The 15,688-nt window shown below is 64.7% G+C and carries 10 protein-coding genes and 1 pseudogene; 8 read left to right on the forward strand and 3 right to left on the reverse strand.

Annotated features, from left to right (window positions below):
* Window positions 1-8: 8 nt before the first annotated feature.
* On the reverse strand, window positions 9-1,835 hold the full coding sequence (locus ACFFUC_RS09095; RefSeq protein WP_377685544.1) for a TPM domain-containing protein: 1,827 nt from the start codon (window positions 1,833-1,835) through the stop codon (window positions 9-11).
* A gap of 672 nt (window positions 1,836-2,507) precedes the next feature.
* Between ACFFUC_RS09095 and ACFFUC_RS09100 the strand changes: the two genes are divergently transcribed.
* From ACFFUC_RS09100 to ACFFUC_RS09120, 5 genes are all read left to right on the forward strand, one after another.
* Window positions 2,508-4,112, forward strand: a complete 1,605-nt coding sequence (locus ACFFUC_RS09100; protein ID WP_377685546.1) for an ABC transporter substrate-binding protein — start codon at window positions 2,508-2,510, stop codon at window positions 4,110-4,112.
* An 80-nt stretch (window positions 4,113-4,192) separates the two neighbouring features.
* On the forward strand, window positions 4,193-5,200 hold the full coding sequence (locus ACFFUC_RS09105) for an ABC transporter permease subunit (protein WP_377685548.1): 1,008 nt from the start codon (window positions 4,193-4,195) through the stop codon (window positions 5,198-5,200).
* Window positions 5,197-6,099 carry an ABC transporter permease subunit gene (locus tag ACFFUC_RS09110; protein WP_377685549.1) on the forward strand — a complete coding sequence of 301 codons (903 nt, stop codon included), beginning with the start codon at window positions 5,197-5,199 and terminating at the stop codon, window positions 6,097-6,099. The genes ACFFUC_RS09105 and ACFFUC_RS09110 overlap by 4 nt, the downstream gene beginning before the upstream one ends.
* A gap of 4 nt (window positions 6,100-6,103) precedes the next feature.
* Window positions 6,104-6,964, forward strand: a complete 861-nt coding sequence (locus ACFFUC_RS09115; protein ID WP_377685550.1) for an ABC transporter ATP-binding protein — start codon at window positions 6,104-6,106, stop codon at window positions 6,962-6,964.
* The gene (locus ACFFUC_RS09120) at window positions 6,961-7,809 is read left to right on the forward strand and encodes a dipeptide ABC transporter ATP-binding protein (protein WP_377685552.1); all 849 of its coding nucleotides are present in this window, start codon (window positions 6,961-6,963) and stop codon (window positions 7,807-7,809) included. The genes ACFFUC_RS09115 and ACFFUC_RS09120 overlap by 4 nt, the downstream gene beginning before the upstream one ends.
* 74 nt (window positions 7,810-7,883) lie before the next feature.
* Here the strand turns inward: ACFFUC_RS09120 and ACFFUC_RS09125 are convergent, their stop codons facing one another.
* Window positions 7,884-8,888: a bile acid:sodium symporter family protein gene (locus ACFFUC_RS09125; protein WP_377685554.1), complete on the reverse strand. Its 1,005-nt coding sequence runs from the start codon at window positions 8,886-8,888 to the stop codon at window positions 7,884-7,886.
* Window positions 8,889-9,073: 185 nt separating this feature from the next.
* Here ACFFUC_RS09125 and ACFFUC_RS09130 point away from each other — a divergent pair, with 185 nt between their 5' ends.
* Window positions 9,074-9,727 carry a GntR family transcriptional regulator gene (locus ACFFUC_RS09130; RefSeq protein ID WP_377685555.1) on the forward strand — a complete coding sequence of 218 codons (654 nt, stop codon included), beginning with the start codon at window positions 9,074-9,076 and terminating at the stop codon, window positions 9,725-9,727.
* A gap of 657 nt (window positions 9,728-10,384) precedes the next feature.
* Here the strand turns inward: ACFFUC_RS09130 and ACFFUC_RS09135 are convergent.
* Window positions 10,385-10,482 (reverse strand): annotated as a pseudogene (locus ACFFUC_RS09135).
* 12 nt (window positions 10,483-10,494) lie between these two features.
* On the opposite strand from ACFFUC_RS09135, the gene ACFFUC_RS09140 reads away from it, so the two are divergent.
* Together ACFFUC_RS09140 and ACFFUC_RS09145 are read left to right on the forward strand one after the other, a co-directional pair.
* The gene (locus ACFFUC_RS09140; protein ID WP_377685557.1) at window positions 10,495-11,352 is read left to right on the forward strand and encodes an oligosaccharide flippase family protein; all 858 of its coding nucleotides are present in this window, start codon (window positions 10,495-10,497) and stop codon (window positions 11,350-11,352) included.
* A gap of 67 nt (window positions 11,353-11,419) precedes the next feature.
* Window positions 11,420-15,592, forward strand: coding sequence for a non-ribosomal peptide synthetase (locus tag ACFFUC_RS09145; RefSeq protein ID WP_377685559.1), 4,173 nt, complete (start codon window positions 11,420-11,422; stop codon window positions 15,590-15,592).
* The last annotated feature ends 96 nt before the right edge of the window (window positions 15,593-15,688 follow it).

A 15,688-nucleotide genomic window follows, 5' to 3' on the forward strand; every position in this document is an offset into this window, starting at 1 on the left:
CCGCGCCCTTACGGCAGCGGCGTCAGATCGTCATAGCTCATGAGTGCGAGCATCGGCTTTTCGCCGCCGTTCTCGACCACACGCGCAACGATCTGGTAGCTCCGCCCCGCGACCAGCGGCCCTTGCGCCACCGAGGTCGCAACCGGCGGGACGAAAAGCGTATAGGCCTCGCCCGCCGTATCGCGCACCGCAATCGCCGAGCCGTAAAGGCGCAGCTGCTCCGGGTCGATCCGGGCAGCCGCCTCGGGATCGAGTGCGCCGCTCACTTCGGCGCGCAACGACAAGATGCGCCGCCCGACCGGATCCTTCGCCGGATCATAGCCCACCCCCGATTTCGCCCGCGCCGACCAATCGGCCTCTTGCGCGGCCAGCGCCGCCTGAAGCGAGCCGTAGCGGATGAACCATTCGGCATTGGCGATATCGGGGCTGCGCATGACGGCATGGGCCGCCTCGGTCAGGGCCATGGCGACGGTGGGAACCTTGGGATCGCTGCCCTGTTTGAGCCCCTCGACAAAAGCGGCGGCGCGGTTGCGCATCGTGGCAATCGCCTCGTCGCCGCTGGTCGGGCTGCCCGCCGAAGGCGCGGCCGTGATCGCCGAGATCACCCCTGCCCCCAAAGCCACGGCCGAGCGCCCCTCGTTGGGCGCGATCACGATCAGCGCGCCATTGCCGAGATCCTGCTGGCCGACCTGAAGCTGGCGCAGCATGATCTGGGCATAGGCTTCGGGGCTCAGCCCGTGCAGGCTGTCGGTGACGATGGTCACGATCTCGACGCCGGGCTTTTGGGCATAGGCAAAAGCGTCGCGCGCGAGCGAGGCGATTTCCTTTTCGTTGACCAACCCCATCGGGTCATAGACGAAGCGCTCGAATTTCACCGGAACCGCATGGGGATCGGGCAAGGGCAGCCTGTAGCCGCTGCGCCCGTGGCTGCCGTTTGCGGAGACCGTATGCTGGGCGCCTGCCGGTTGCGGAGCGCCATGAGCAACCAAGGTAGCAGCCTCCGCCCCCGCATTCGCAGGCTTGAGCTGGGTCTGAAGCTTTTCGCGCAACAGCGCCAAAGCAGCATCGGCCGCCTCGGCGGCATGGCGCGAGAGATCGGGGCTTGCGCCCTCGCCGCGGTCGGGGCGCGGTTGCGGGCGGGCCGCGATGGCGCCCGACTCCACCGCGACAGGCACGGGCTGGATGCAGCCCCCGTCCTCGCCGCAAGCCTGTATCCAGCCTGCCGCCAACTCCTCGAGTTGTGGCAAAGCCGCAAGGCGCTTGGCCGGATCGCCCGCATTGGCCGCATCGATCGCCGCCAGAGCCGCCGGAAGATCCGCGCCCATCCGTTCGAGCAGGAAGCCCGCATTGCGGTCGGCCTCGCGCTCCTCGACAGGCATGCTCGCACCCGCAAGCAGGCTGTGGCCCATCAGGTGATGGGAGACCTCATGCGCAAGAGCGGCGAGAAGCGGCCAATCCTGTGCCGCGCGGGCCTGCGCGAGATTGCCTGTCCGCTCTTGCGGCACGACCAACACCCGACGCGGAATGCCGTTATCGTCCGGCAGGATCACGGCGGAAATGCGCGGCACATCGGCGAGGACCAGCGTGAAATTCTGCGGCAGGCCGGTCAAGGTCATGACCCCGTCAAGCGCGGTCTGCGCATCCTTGATTTCGGCGGCGCTCGCCGTGCTTTTGGCCAGAAGTCCGGCCATATCCGCGACCCCGAGCGCGGCCGCAGCCGGCTCGGCATCGGGCAATCCCCGAAACTGCACCGCCGCATCCGCATCCGGTGCGCCTTGCGCGAATGCAGGCTGAATCCAGCCGCCCTGCGCCGCCAATCCGAGAGAAAGCGCCATGACCGCCACAGTTTTGCGCAACCTTGCTTCTGTGCTTTTCACCGGCATCACCTCTCCCCTCGCGCATGTCGTGACCTCGCATAACAGCCCCACCACCAAGCGGGAATAGCCTTGGTGGCGGCTCTGCCTCACGAAAGCGTAACCATGCGATTTTTCTTTATAAAACGCGAGCGACCATGCGGCATTTCTCGCCTTTTGGTTGATTTCCCTTGATCTTTCCCGCCTGTCGCGACGGCCGGATCGCACAAGGGCCGAACCCTCCATCGCCGTCCCGCGCAGCCCTCCCGACACGCAGATGCCAAAGCCTCTCGCGCTCCCGTGATCGCCAGTGCGAGATCCCGAGCGGAAAACCGGCTTTGGCCCGCACGCCAATGCCCCCGCCCGTCACCGGCAGAACGGCGTTCGCACCCGCAAACAGCACGCCCGCCGGACCGCATTGATTGCGACTAAAGAATCAGATCACATTGACGTTAGGGCAAGCCCTTCTCCCATTGCGCGAGCCTTGCGACAAATCATCGCCCTCTGGCAAATCTTATGATTGGACCCGCATGATTTCGTCATTTTGTAGCGCAATTCATGCAAATACAACGAAGCTGCCAGCAGCCCTACTTGACCTGTGGGTCAGATTGGATTGCATCATGATCACAACTCTACACAGGCATGGGAGGCCTTATGTCGATCATCTCCAAACGGTTCCTCGCGACCACTGCGCTTGCGCTCATGGCCGCGGCACCGCTGCACGCCAAAACCTTCGTTTATTGCTCGGAAGGTTCCCCTGAGGGCTTCGATCCGGCGCCCTATACGTCGGGCACGACCTTCGACGCAGCGGCCCATACGATGTATAACCGCCTGACCGAGTTCAAGGCGGGCACGACCGAGGTCGAGCCGGCTCTGGCGGAAAGCTGGGACGTTTCGGAAGACGGCACCGAATACACCTTCCACCTGCGCAAGGGCGTCAAGTTCCACTCGAACGACAAATTCACCCCGACGCGCGACTTCAACGCCGACGACGTGATCTTCAGCTACGAGCGTCAGGGCAAGGCCGACAACCCGTGGCACGCCTATAACGCCGGCATCACCTACGAGTATTACAGCTCGATGGAGATGGACAAGCTGATCAAGTCGATCGAGAAAGTCGACGACTACACGGTCAAGTTCACGCTGAACCAGCCCGAAGCGCCCTTCCTCGCCAATATCGCGATGCCCTTCGTCTCGATCATGTCCAAGGAATACGCCGATACGCTCGACGCGGCCGGCACCCGCGAGGACCTGAACAACCTGCCCATCGGTACCGGCCCGTTCAAATTCGTGGCCTACCAGAAAGACGCGGTCATCCGTTACGCCAAGAACGCCGATTACTGGGGCGAAGCGCCCAAGATCGACGATCTGGTTTTCGCCATCACCCCCGATGCTTCGGTGCGCCTGCAAAAGCTCAAGGCCAACGAATGCCAGCTGATGCCCTATCCTTCGCCCGCCGATCTCGAAACGATCCGCGCCGATGCGAACCTCAAGATGGACGAGCAGGCCGGTCTGAACGTGGGCTACCTCGCCTATAACACCACCGTCGCCCCCTTCGACGATGTGCGCGTGCGCAAGGCGCTCAACATGTCGATCGACAAGCAGGCGCTGGTCGATGCCGTCTATCAGGGCTCGGGCGTTGTCGCCAAGAACCCGATCCCGCCGACCATGTGGTCCTATGACGACGCAATCGCCGACGACGCATTCGATCCCGAAGCCGCGAAAAAGCTTCTCGACGAAGCCGGCGTCAAGGATCTGAGCATGGAGATCTGGGCGATGCCGGTGCAGCGTCCCTATATGCCGAACGCCCGCCGCGCCGCCGAAATGATGCAGGCCGATTTCGCGAAAGTCGGCGTCAAGGTCGAGATCGTGTCCTATGAATGGGGCGAGTATCTGAAAAAGTCGATGGAAGCCGACCGCAAGGGCGCCGTCATCCTCGGCTGGACCGGCGACAACGGCGATCCGGACAACTTCCTGTCGGTCCTGCTGTCTTGCGCATCGGCCGCAGAGGGCGGTGCGAACCGCGCCTTCTGGTGCAACAAGGAGTTTTCGGATATCCTCGCCAAAGCGAAAACCTCCACGGACCACGAAGAACGCGTGAAGCTCTATGAGCAAGCCCAGGTCATCTTCAAGGATCAGGCTCCCTGGGGCACGCTGGCCCACTCGACCCAATATGTGCCGATGACCAAAAACGTCACCGGCTTCGTCCAGTCGCCGCTTGGCGATTACACTTTCGGCACCGTTGATATCACGGAATAATATCGGTCGATATCGATAGCACAATCAGGCAGGCCGCGCGGGGTCCACACCCTCCGCGCGGCTTTCGGGTTAGAGGTACGATGATCAAGTTCATCCTTTCCAAATTACTGTATCTGGTGCCGACTTTTCTGGGCATCACGATCGTCGCTTTCAGCTTCATCCGCCTGCTTCCGGGCGATCCGGTGCTGCTGATGGCGGGCGAGCGCGGCGTCTCGCCGGAGCGCTATGCCGAAATCTCGGCACAGCTCGGCTACGACAAGCCGGTCGTCCAGCAATATCTGCATTATCTCGGCAATCTGATGCAGGGCGATCTGGGCAATTCCCTGGTCACCAAAAAGCCGGTTCTCGACGAGTTCTTCGCGCTCTTCCCGGCAACGGTCGAGCTGGGCCTCGTGGCGATCCTGCTGGCAACCCTGATCGGCGTGCCGATCGGCGTGCTGGCCGCGATCAAGCGCGGCTCGTGGTTCGACCAGATCTCGATGACGGGCGCTCTGGTCGGCTTTTCGATGCCGATCTTCTGGTGGGGCCTGCTGCTGATCATCTTCTTCTCGGGGATTTTGCAGTGGACGCCGGTCTCGGGCCGGATCTCGCTGATGTATTTCTTCCCGCCCGTCACCGGCTTCATGCTGATCGACAGCCTGCTGTCGGGACAAAAAGGCGCCTTCGCCTCGGCGGTTTCGCATTTGATCCTGCCCTCGGTCGTGCTGGCCACGATCCCGCTTGCGGTCATTGCGCGCCAGACGCGCTCGGCCATGCTCGAGGTCATGGGCGAGGATTATGTGCGCACCGCCAAGGCCAAGGGCCTGCCGCCGTCGCGCGTGATCGGCGTGCACGCCCTGCGCAACGCAATGATCCCCGTGATCACCACCATCGGCCTTCAAATCGGCGTGCTGATGGCCGGCGCCATCCTGACAGAGACGATTTTCTCCTGGCCGGGCATCGGCAAATGGATGATCGATTCTATCTCGCGGCGTGACTATCCGGTCGTCCAATCGGGCCTTCTGCTGATCGCCGCCATCGTGATGATCGTGAACCTGATCGTCGACCTGACCTATGGTCTCATCAACCCGAGGATCCGGCACAAATGACCGACGCAACCGCCACTCTTTCAAGCAGCGCGATCCGTCGCCGGATGCTCGCGGAATTCTGGTTCTACTTCCGCCAGAACCGCGGCGCGGTTTTCGGGCTCTGCGTCTTCGTCCTGCTGGTGCTGACGGCGATCTTCGCTCCGCTTCTGGCGCCCCATGACCCGACCCAACAGTTCCGCGACGCGCTTTTGGTGCCGCCGGTCTGGCAGGAGGGCGGCCGCGCAGGCTTTCTTCTGGGCACCGATGCGGTCGGTCGCGACATGCTGTCGCGCCTGATCTACGGCTCGCAGTACTCGCTGTTCATCGGCATCGTCGTCGTGGCGATCGCCCTGACCGGCGGCGTGATCATCGGCCTTGTCGCGGGCTTCTTCGGCGGCTGGGTCGATACCGTGATCATGCGCGTCATGGATGTCATCCTCGCCTTCCCGTCGCTGCTTCTGGCGCTGGTGCTGGTCGCGGTCCTCGGGCCGGGCCTCACCAATGCGATGATCGCCATCGCCATCGTCTATCAACCCCATTTCGCCCGCCTCACCCGCGCGGCGGTCATGGGCGAGAAAGAGCGCGAATACGTCTCGGCGGCACGGGTTGCCGGCGCGGGCAATTTGCGGCTGATGTTCAAAACCATCCTGCCGAACTGCCTCGCCCCCCTGATCGTCCAAGCCACGCTGAGCTTCTCTTCGGCGGTGCTCGACTCGGCGGCTCTCGGCTTTCTCGGCATGGGCGCACAACCTCCGACCCCGGAATGGGGCACGATGCTCGCCGAAGCACGCGAGTTCATCCTGCGCGCATGGTGGGTCGTCACGCTGCCTGGCCTCGCCATTCTGGTTTCGGTCCTCGCGATCAACCTGATGGGCGACGGGCTGCGCGACGCGCTCGATCCGAAACTGAAGCGGAGCTGAGGTCATGGCCCTTCTTACCATCAAAAACCTCACCGTCCGTTTCGCGACCTCGACCGGCAGCTTCACGGCTGTCGACGGGATCGACGTCTCGGTCGACAAGGGCGAAGTGCTGGCGATCGTGGGCGAATCCGGCTCGGGCAAGTCGGTTTCGATGCTTGCGGTCATGGGGCTTTTGCCCGATACCGCCACCATCACCGCCGACGAGATGAGCTATGACGGCCAGAACCTGCTGACGATGTCGGCAAAGGACCGCCGCAAGCTGATCGGCCGCGAGATCACCATGATCTTCCAGGAGCCGATCGCCTCGCTCAACCCCTCGTTCACGGCGGGCTACCAGATCGAGGAAGTGCTGCGCTTCAACGCCGGTCTCGACCGCAAGTCCGCGCGGGCCAAGGCGCTCGACCTGTTCAAGAAGGTCGGCCTCCCCGACCCCGAGCAGAAGCTCAAGGCCTATCCCCACCAGATGTCGGGCGGCCAGTGCCAACGCGTGATGATCGCCATGGCGATCGCCACCGACCCGCGCCTGATCATCGCCGACGAGCCGACCACCGCGCTCGACGTGACGATCCAGAAGCAGATCCTCGATCTGCTGATGGAGCTGCAGGAGCGTCTCGACATGGCGCTGATCCTGATTACCCACGACATGGGCGTCGTCGCGGAAACCGCCGATCGGGTGCAGGTGCAATACAAGGGCCGCAAGATGGAAGAGGCCAAGGTCCTCGACCTCTTCGAGAACCCCAAAAGCAACTATACCCGCGCGCTGCTCTCGGCTTTGCCCGAAAACGCGACCGGAGACCGCCTGCCCACGGTGGCGGATTTCATCTCGCCCGATGAAGCGGCCCAGCAAGCAAAGGTGCAGCAATGAGCGTTATCGTTGAAGGCCGCAACCTGACCCGCGACTATATCGTCCCGGGCTCGATGATGCGCGCCGCCAAAACCGTGCGCGCGGTCAAGGGCATCAGCTTCTCGGTCGAGCGCGGCAAAACCCTCGCCATCGTCGGCGAATCCGGCTCGGGCAAATCGACGCTGGCGCGGATCGTCGCGCTGATCGACCCCGCCTCGGGAGGCGAATTGCTGATCGAGGGCAAAGCCGTCGACATCAACAAAAGCCGCCCCGACAAGGTGATGCGCTCCAAGGTGCAGATGGTGTTCCAGAACCCCTACGGCAGCCTCAACCCGCGCCAGAAGATCGGCGACGTGCTGATGGAGCCGCTTCTCCTGAACACAAATACCCCCGCGGCCGAACGGCGCGCGCGGGCAGAGGCGATGCTGGTCAAGGTCGGCCTCGGCCCCGAGCACTTCAACCGCTACCCGCATATGTTCTCGGGCGGGCAGCGCCAGCGGATCGCGATCGCGCGGGCCTTGATGCTCAACCCGACGCTGCTGGTGCTCGACGAGCCGGTCTCGGCGCTGGATCTCTCGGTGCAGGCACAGGTTCTCAACCTGCTCGCCGACCTTCAGGCAGAGTTCAATCTCGCTTACGTCTTCATCAGCCACGACCTGTCGGTGGTGCGCTATATTGCCGACGACGTGCTGGTGATGAACAAGGGCGAGGCGGTCGAGCAAGGCAGCCGCGAGGCGGTCTTCACCAATCCGCAGCACCCCTATACGCAAGAGCTCTTCGCCGCGACGCCCATCACGGATGTCGAAGCGATCCGCGCACGCGTCGCCGCGCGCCAGGCCAAAAGGGCCGCGAAACTTCCGGCCTGATCGCCGGCAAAGGTAGAAAAACAAAGGCTCCGATCCGCAAGGACCGGAGCCTTTTTCTTTCCCCGCCGCTTTCCTCAGGCGGCGGCCGCCGCCTCTTCCAGCCGCATCGCCATACGCTGCGAGATCACCGCGCAAACGAACAGCTGGGTCAGATGGAACAGCATCAGGGGCAGCACGATCATCGCGACATCCTGACCCGCGAACAAGATCCCCGCCATCGGCATCCCCGTCGCGAGCGATTTGGTCGAACCGCAGTAAAACAGCGCCAAAAGATCGGGCCGCTCCATCCCTGCCGCGCGTCCGGCAATGACGGTGATGATCATCCCCAGCCCCATCATGGCGCAAACGAGCGCCCAAAGCGCGACCATATGCGGCGCGTCCACCGCATGCCAAATCCCGTTCACCACACCGGCGCTGAAGGCCGAATAGACGATCAGCAGGATCGAGCCGCGATCGACGATCGTGGTCGCCAGCTTGTGGCGATGCAGCCATTGTCCCAGCAACGGGCGGCACAGCTGGCCGAGCGCGAAGGGCAAAAGGATCTGCTGCACGATCTTCCAGACCGCGCCGCTATCAATCCCGAAACCTGCATCGGAAGGGATCAGCAGCGCGATGAGCAAAGGCGCGAGCGCCACCCCCAGCACATTCGAGATCGAGGCTGCACAAACCGCCCCCGCGACATTGCCCCCCGAAACCGAGGTGAATGCGATCGAGCTTTGCACCGTCGAGGGCAGACATCCGATATAAAGCAGTCCGATTCCGAAAGCCGCAGGCAGATAGGCACCCGCAATCGGGGCAATCCCCAAGCCGAGCAGCGGGAAAAGCGCATAGGTGCACAGCAGGCAGCCGATTTGCAGCTTCCAGTTCGACAGCCCCGAAACAATGGTCGCCGTCGAGAGTTTCGCGCCGTAGATGAAGAACAAAAGTGCGACAGCCCAATAGGTTACCTGCCCCAGAACGCCCGCAAACACGCCCCGCGCCGGCAGGAAGGTCGCCAGAGCCACGGTCAGGATCAAGAGCATCATATAGCGATCCAGCCCAAATCGCTTGAGACGCGCCTCGACGGTCGAAATCGCCATGAACCTTTCCTTCCGACGCAAAGTTGTATACTTAATCGCGCTAATAGACCTATATTGCACACAATCCAACCGATTTATCGCGAGATATTCGCGATCTTTCACCGCAAACCGCGCCAAAAACCGCGCTCGGACCGAGCCAAGCCATGCAACCGCGCCAAGCGAATGCGCCCAGCCCAACGGAAGTCATGACCGAAACCAACGCCTTGCGCCTTCTCGAGCAGCTTTCCCGCGAGATCATCTCGGGCCGGATCGCGGCCGGAACCCGGCTGGACGAAAAAACCCTCGCCGAGACCCACCATCTGTCGCGCACGCCGGTGCGCGAGGCCCTGACCGAGCTTTGCGCGCGCGGCCTTGCCCTGCGCCGCCCCTATCGCGGGGTCGAGGTCATCGCCCCCGATCCCGCCCATCTCGCCGAAAGTTTCGAGGCCATGTCCGAGGTCGAAGCGCTTTGCGCCGCCCTTGCCGCCGGCCGCATGTCGATCACCCAGACCATCGTTCTCGAGGACCTGATGACGCAGATGGCCGAAGCGCAGGCCGCGGGCGCGCACGAGACCTACCAGCAGCTCAACTTCGACTTCCACGACCGGATCTGCCAGTTCAGCGGCAACGGCCAGCTCGCCCAGATCGCCCGCGACCTGCGCAACCGTTTCGAGATCCTGCGCCGCGCCCAACTGCAGCGCCCCGAAAGGATCGGCCAATCCCTTGCCGAGCACCGCCAGATCTTCGCCGCTCTGGCCGAGCGCCGCGCCGATAGCGCCGCGCGTCTGGTGCGCGCCCATCTGCGCGGTGCGATGGCCGCGACATTGCGGCTGCGCGACGGAGCCGACACGCCGGACTAGACGCCTCCCGCCCGTGCGAGTTCAACCGGCGGGGCAGATATTTTGCATCCCGAGGCCCGACCTAGCCAAAAGACAGGCTGTCCATTCCCGCGATAATGATCCATTCCCATAGCTAACAGTTTTCCCCGCAGCCCGCCTGTAACGGCCCTGCAGCCCCCGACATTGCCCAAACCGATTTTCCGCCTGTCCCGCGTAGCTTGTCCTGTTTCACCATGACCACTGGTTCCGACGCCTCCGCCCTACCGACCGACGCGGCCGCTGCCGCGCCTGAAGCCGTTTCCGCGCAGGGTTCGCGGCTCGGCCGCCGCATCATGCATGGCTCGGCCATGACGATCATCGGTTTCGGCGGCGCCCAGGCGCTGCGGCTCGGCGGCAATCTGGTTCTGGCGAAATTGCTGATGCCCGAGGCTTTCGGCCTCATGGCTTTGGTCACGATGCTGGTGGTCGGGCTCAAGCTCTTTTCCGATATCGGCATCGGCCAGTCGATCCTGCGCAGCCCGCGTGGCGATGATCCGGTATTTCTCGACACGGCCTGGTCGCTCGACCTCGTGCGCGGCTTCGGACTGTGGATCATCGCCTGCCTTCTGGCCTGGCCGATGGCGCGGTTCTACCAGATCCCCGAGCTGGTGCTGATCATTCAGGTCGCGGCCGCCATCCTTGCGATCACCGGATTCGAGCCCACCCGCGTCGATACCGCCGCGCGCCACCTGCAGCTTGGACGGGTGACGCTTTTCGACCTGCTCAGCCAGATCGCGGCAACGGTGGTGATGATCACGCTTGCATGGTGGACCGGATCTGTCTGGTCGCTGGTCGCGGGCCAGCTGTTGGGAGCGGGCTTGCGTCTTTACCTCATGTCGCGCCACCTGCCCGGCCCCGCCAACCGCTTCCGCATCGAGGGGCGCGCGGCGCGCGAGCTTCTCCATTTCGGCAAATGGATCTTTCTCAGCACGGTTGCGGGTTTTCTGGTGGCGCAGGGCGACAAGCTGATCCTGAGCACCTTCCTGAGCCTTGAAATGCTCGGGATCTACAACATCGGCTATACTTTGGCCTCGGTGCCCCTGATGCTCGGAGGGGCATTGGTCGGGCGCATGATGATTCCGCTCTACCGCGCCCATCTGCCCGAGGACGGCAGCGCCCCCACCCCCGCCGATTTCGCCGCGCTGCGCCGCTTCCGCTTCGTGTTGACCGGCGCGCTGATGGTGCTGGCGATGACCTTGGCGCTTGGCGGCTATGCGCTGGTCGACCTGCTTTACGACCCGCGTTATCAGACGGCGGGCACGATCGTCATGCTGCTGTCTTTGGCCTTCATGCCGCAGCTCATCGTCATGAGCTACGACCAGATCGCGCTGACCATGGGAGATTCTCGGCAGTTCTTCTGGCTCACGGCGGCACGCGGCGGGCTTTTCGTTCTCTGTACGGCGGGGATGGCGGCGCTTTTCGGGCTCAAGGGCGCGATCTTTGGTCAGGGGCTGTCCTTCGTCCTCGCCTATCCGCTGATCGCGGCATTCGCGCGACGCTATCACGTCTGGGATCCGCGCCACGATTTGGCTATGTCCTTGATTACGGCTGCAACAGCGCTTTTGATGGCGGGGCTGCATTCCTCCTCGATTCTCGCTCCCATCTAGGCTAGTGCCCCCTATGTCTTTCAGCGCACCCCCAGATCAGACCCTCCCCGAGCCGCAGGACGGCCAGGTGGCGACGGCCGGAATCGAGCGCGCGCCGATGACCCAGATGCAGGTCGGGCTTTTGCTGGAAAGCCAGCTCGCCGGCCGCCCCGCGCTGAACGTGCTGCAGTTCATCGTCCATTTCCGCGGCCAAACCATCGATATCGCCGCCATGCGTCAGGCGTGGCAACAGCTGACCACGCGCCATGACGTGCTGCGCACCGCGCTTGATCCTTTGGCGGTGGACGGGCCGGTGCAATTCGCTTTGCCCGAGGTCGAGGTCGATTTCCTCCATCTCGACTGGACCGGGCTCGACAGCAAGGCGCAAGACGAGGATCTGCCCGACTGGCTCGCCGCCGACCGCCGTCAGGGGATCGCGCTGGGTCGGGCCCCGAACTGGCGGGTGCGGATGATCCAGTTCGCCCCCGATCATGTCGCCATGGTCATCGCCATGCATCACGCGATCATGGACGGGCAGAGCTTCGTCATGCTGCTCGGCGATCTGATGGATCACTACCGCGCCTATCGCGACGGCACCACGCCCGAGCCGAAACTGGCCGCGAGCCCCTCTTTCCTCGAGATCTGCCGCGCCATTGCCGATCAGGACCTGACGCAGGCGCAAGAGTTTTTCCGCGATCATCTGGCGGGTTTCGACGAGCCGAACCGGCTTGATCCCGTCTTTCTCGCGCGCCCTGCCGAAGGCGCGCCGCCGCTTGACGGCCAGAGCAGCAAGATCATCGCCCACCGGCTCGACCTGCGCCAGTCGCAGGCGATCCGCGACCGCGCGCGTGCTGCGGGGGCGACCACCGCCAATATCATCTGCGCGGCATGGGGGCTGGTGCTCGCACGGGTTTCCGGACGCAGCGAGGCGGTCTTCGGCCTGACCCGAGCGGGGCGCTTCATCTCGCGGCCGGCGATGCGTTCGGTCGGCTGTCTGATCAACACTTTGCCGGTGCGCAGCCAGCTTGCGGGGCTGACCCTCGACCAGCTGCTGCAGGAGCAGCGCAAATTCGTCGCCGCCACAAAAAGGTTCGAGCAGACCCCGCTCGCCGTGATTTCCGAACTGGCCGAGACCCCCAAGGATACGCCGCTTTTCGACAGTCTGGTGATGTTCGACCGCGTTTCGCCCGATACGTTCGTCGACCTCATGGGCCCCGAGGGCAAGGGCGCGGACAGCCGCGAACTCAGCCAGATGGCGACCGCGATGACCCTTGGGGTCTACGACAATCCCGAGATGCTCATCCGGCTGGAATACGACCCGCAGCGTTTCGATGCGGCGGGGATGGAGCGGCTGGCGGGCTATGTCGTCCAGACGCTTCTGGCAATGTCCGAAGCGGGCGATGTGCCGCTGGCGCAGATCCAGTCCCTGCCCGATGCCGAGATCGCGGCGCTTCTTGCCCAAGGCGCGCCCGCCGATCCGGTGCTGCCCGCCGAGGTCGAGGCCCCGCTGATCGATCTTTTCGAGGCCGCCGCCGCCCGCTTTCCCGACCATCTCGCGGTGGAAACGGTCGCCCCGGCACAGGCCACCCTTGACCAGAACGCGGGGCCGAACGAAGGCCTGAGCTACCACGAACTTGACCGACGCGCCAACCATCTCGCCCAGAGGCTGCGCCTCGAGGGGGTGCAGCCGGGCCAGATTGTCGGCCTCGCCCTGCCGCGCGGGCACGATTACGTCGTGGCACTGCTGGCGGTGCTCAAGGCCGAGGCGAGCTTTCTGCCCCTCGATCCCGATTACCCCGAGGCCAGCCTTCAGGACATGACCACCCGCTCGGGTGCGGTCATGCTGCTGACGCTTTCGACGCTGCGCCCCGCTTTCGGCTGGGCCGCGATCCCGCAGCTCGCGCTTGACGAGCCGGCCCAGCAGGGCCTCGCCGAACTGGCCCCCGCGCGCGGGCCCTTCGATCCGGCGCGGCGCGCCTATGTCATCTTCACCTCGGGCTCGACCGGCCGCCCCAAAGGCGTCGAGATCGCGCAGGGCGCGCTGGTCTATCACGCCCGCGCCGCCGTCAAGGCCTTCGGCCTGAGCGAGCGCGACCGCGTGCTGCAATTCGCCAGCCTCAACTTCGACATCTCGATCGAGGAAATCCTGCCCAGCCTGATCGCGGGCGCGCGCCTTGTGCTGCGCAGCCCCGAAATGGCGCAATCGATGCCCGATTTCCTTGCGGCAATGGCCCATCACCGCATCAGCGTCGCGAATCTGCCGACGGCCTTCTGGCATGTTCTGGTCGCCCATCTGCGCGATGTCGCGCCCAAGGATCCGGCAAAGGATCCGACCCTTGCCGCCATTGCCGCGCAATTGCGGCTGATGGTGGTCGGCGGCGAGCGTGTCTCGGCGGCGGCACTCCAGCGGTGGCGCGCGCTTTTCCCCAAGATCCGCTGGATGAACGGTTACGGCCCGACCGAGGCCACGATCACCTCGACCCTTTACGAGGCGCAGGGAACGATTGCGGGCGAAGTTCCTATCGGGCGGGCGACCGGCGCGGCCCAGCTTTATGTGCTTTGCCCCGACGGCTCGCTTGCGCCGGAGGGCGTCAGCGGCGAGCTGTGGATCGGCGGGCCGCTTTTGGCGAACGGCTATCAGGGCCAGCCCGACCAGACGGCGGCGGTCTTCCGGCTTGATCCTTTCGCAACCCGCGCGGGCGAAAGCCATGCCCTGCCGCTTTTGCGCATCTACCGCAGCGGCGACCGAGTCAGCTGGATCACCGACAGCCAAGGTCAAAGCCAGCTCACCTATCACGGGCGCGCCGACAAGCAGATCAAGCTGCGCGGCTACCGGATCGAGCTTTCCGCGATCGAGGCCCTGCTCGAGGCCTCGCCTTTCGTCGAAAGCGCGGTTGTCGGACTGGATCAGGCGGGCACGCCGATGGCGCGGCTGCTGGCCTGGGTCAAACCCCGTCCCGAGATGGCCCCCGCTCCGCAAGCCGGCACGACCGGCGGTCAGGACGGCGGCCCCGATGCCAACAGAGCCGCCGCCGCAGCGCAGCCCTTGGCCACCAGCCTGCACGAGCGGCTCGCCCAGCATCTGCCTGCCTTCATGCTGCCCGAGATCATTCCCGTCGCCCATCTGCCGCAATCGAGCGGCGGCAAGATCGACATGGCCCGCCTGCCGCGACCGGCCCGTGACGGTAGCGCGAATGCGGGCGCAGGCAGCGCACTTGCCGATGCGCCGCCCGCCGACGAGGCGACGCGCAAAGTGCAGGCGATCTTTCGCGAGCTCTTGCGCCGCGACGTGCTCGGCCCCGACCAGAGCTTCTTTGATCTGGGGGGCAATTCGCTCTTGTCGGTGCGTTTGATGAGCCTGCTGGAGCGGGATTTCGGCAAAAGGCTCACGCTTGCGACGCTTTATCAGGCCTCGACCGCGCGCCAGATCGCGGCCGAGATCGCGCGGCTCGACGGGATCGTCGCGCCGAATGCTCTGGTCCCGATCCAGCCCAAGGGGGATCTGCCGCCGCTGTTTGCCGTCCATATCATCGGGCCGGGCGGCGATTTCTTCCGGCCGCTGGCGAAGCTTCTGGGCGAGGACCAGCCGATCTACGGGCTGACCCTTGATCTGCTCGACCCGAGCAGCCCGACCGAGATCGCCGAAATCGCGGCGGTCTATGCCCAAAGCCTTGCCCGCGCCGCGCCGAAAGGGCCGGTGCGGCTGATCGCGGTCTCGCAGGGCAGCTATGCCGCTTTCGAGCTGGGCCAACAGCTGATCGCTGCGGGGCGCGATGTGGCGGCCCTCTATTTCGTCGATGCCGAAGGGCCGGGCGGGCGGCCCGCCAAAGCGGTTCCGCGCTCGCTTCGCCATTACCTCAGCCGCTTGCGCCACAATTTCCGCGGTGTCGCCGCCGGCCGCTGGAAGGTCCTGCGCACCGAGATCGACTTCCGCGTCGAGCGGCTGCGGCTGCGGCTTTTCCGCTCGGTCGGGGTCTCGGGTCAGGGCGCGGCGCGCGGCACCACCGCGCATCAGGCCGCGATCGATCTCGCGATCCGCTCCTACCGCCCCTTGCCCTATCCGCGCGAGATCACCGTTTTTCGCGCGGCAGGCAGCGACCGCGACACGCCCGAAGGGCTGGCCTCGGGTCTGGGCTGGGCCATGGTCGCGCCGCGCGGCGTGCGCATCATCGACACGGATGGCGAGCATCTGACCATTCTGGGCGAGCCCTATGTCGAAGAACTGGCCGACCGCCTGCGCGAAGACATCAGGGGCGGTTGAACTCCTTGTGCGCGGGACAACCGGCCGCGCAACGGCGCCGCAAGAGAAGGGTCAGGCAATGCAAAAGGGCGGGGAAATCCCCGCCCTTGCCGTTTC

The sequence above is a fragment of the Paracoccus cavernae genome, assembly GCF_042430175.1.
Classification (GTDB): domain Bacteria; phylum Pseudomonadota; class Alphaproteobacteria; order Rhodobacterales; family Rhodobacteraceae; genus Paracoccus; species Paracoccus cavernae.